We start from the raw sequence: 1,271 nt of genomic DNA on the forward strand, positions 1-1,271 counted from the left end.
ATGCACGAGCGCAACGCTCACAACTTCCCCTTAGACTTGGCTAGTGGTGAACAGGCTCCTGTAGCTCTGACTGCTCCCGCTATCAATGGTTAATTCCTAGTCTGAACGAAAAGGCACTCCCGCAAGGGGGTGCTTTTTTGTGGCTAAATATTTTATGGTATGTCTAGCTTGGATCGTTCATCCGGTGAGTTTAGCTTCGGGGAGTAACAATTATCATTCAACTGCTCTTATCGATAACCGTCTTCTTTTTAAGTGCCTTCGGTACTCTGTTCTGGTTGTCTATCCCCTTAGTCATTCAGGTGATTATCGATAAGGTCATCATCCAGAACTCGCCTGAGACTCTCAACATATTGGGTGTTTTCTTGATAGTGACGACTCTCTTTGCCAGTGCCTCGGAGATCGGCCTAGCCGCTCTCACCGCCGCCATCATAGGCAACGGTCTGGCTAGGAAACTCTTTCTCAAAGTCGCTGTCACACTCCCTAAAGTCTTGGCCATGCTATCATTAATGGCTATTTACAGTCCTCAACTTGCCTTTGCTTCCACTGGACTAACTGCCCTAGCCTGTGGAACCTATTACCTTCTCAAAAGAAACAGATTGGTAGCCGAGTCTGGTTCAGAACCTCTTCCTCTTTCTTTCCGCTTGCCTTTGACCCTAATCGTACTCTTCCTTTTCTGGTATGGGGCTTCCCCAGTCCTCGCCGCTCAATTATCGCTGGGTCAGTTGATAGCATTTATTATTTTCAGTATCCAGTTCGTGGCTTTCTTATTGAGCCTGACGGCGGCCGCTACTAGGACTATTCATTGAGGGCCGCTCTCATTTGGAGATGTTAATTAGCAGGATCTGCATTAGGAAGCCCGTATAGCTCCTTAACAGACTGGCGGGAGAGAACAATAATCGTGAAGACTCCGAGGATTGTCCCCAAGGGAGTGAATAAGCAGAGGATGCAGGCCTTAACGAAGGAAAACCAGTATCTCTGGCGGCGTTTGAGGAATCGCCCCGATACAATGGTAGCAATAGCAAAAATTTCTCCTAATATCAGAATATCAAAAGTAAAAGCGATCACTGTCAGGTAAAATGAGAAGTGAACGCGAACTTTTGAAAGATATGTTGAGCTTAATAGAAAAACTAAAACAAGTCAAGGACTTTCGGAAAGATAAAGGAAAAAGACACCCTTTATGGATAGTATTAGTAGTAATAATACTGGGAACAATGCTAGGATACTCAGGTTAGAGAGAACTAGGAGAGTTTGCTAAAAATAATCGGCACAGG

The 1,271-nt window shown here is 45.2% G+C and carries 2 protein-coding genes and 2 pseudogenes; 3 read left to right on the forward strand and 1 reads right to left on the reverse strand.

From position 1 onward, the window contains the following. Both O9295_RS00005 and O9295_RS00010 read left to right on the forward strand, forming a co-directional pair. Positions 1 to 93 (forward strand): annotated as a pseudogene (locus O9295_RS00005) (photosystem Q(B) 2 domain protein); the annotation flags it as partial. Positions 94 to 275: 182 nt separating this feature from the next. Then, positions 276 to 806 (forward strand): ATP-binding cassette domain-containing protein, encoded by a 531-nt coding sequence (locus O9295_RS00010; protein ID WP_288030768.1) that lies wholly within the window; start codon positions 276 to 278, stop codon positions 804 to 806. 22 nt (positions 807 to 828) lie between these two features. On the opposite strand, the gene O9295_RS00015 is transcribed toward O9295_RS00010, so the two are convergent. Next, complete coding sequence (locus O9295_RS00015; protein WP_288030769.1) at positions 829 to 1,065, reverse strand: hypothetical protein; 237 nt, start codon at positions 1,063 to 1,065, stop codon at positions 829 to 831. Between the two features lie 41 nt (positions 1,066 to 1,106). Between O9295_RS00015 and O9295_RS00020 the strand changes: the two are divergent. Beyond that, positions 1,107 to 1,229, forward strand: a pseudogene (locus tag O9295_RS00020) (transposase family protein); the annotation flags it as partial. Positions 1,230 to 1,271: the final 42 nt, after the last annotated feature.

Origin of the sequence: Microcystis sp. LE18-22.4A (assembly GCF_027531105.1) — a bacterium.
In the GTDB taxonomy this organism is placed as follows: Bacteria; Cyanobacteriota; Cyanobacteriia; order Cyanobacteriales; family Microcystaceae; genus Microcystis; species Microcystis aeruginosa.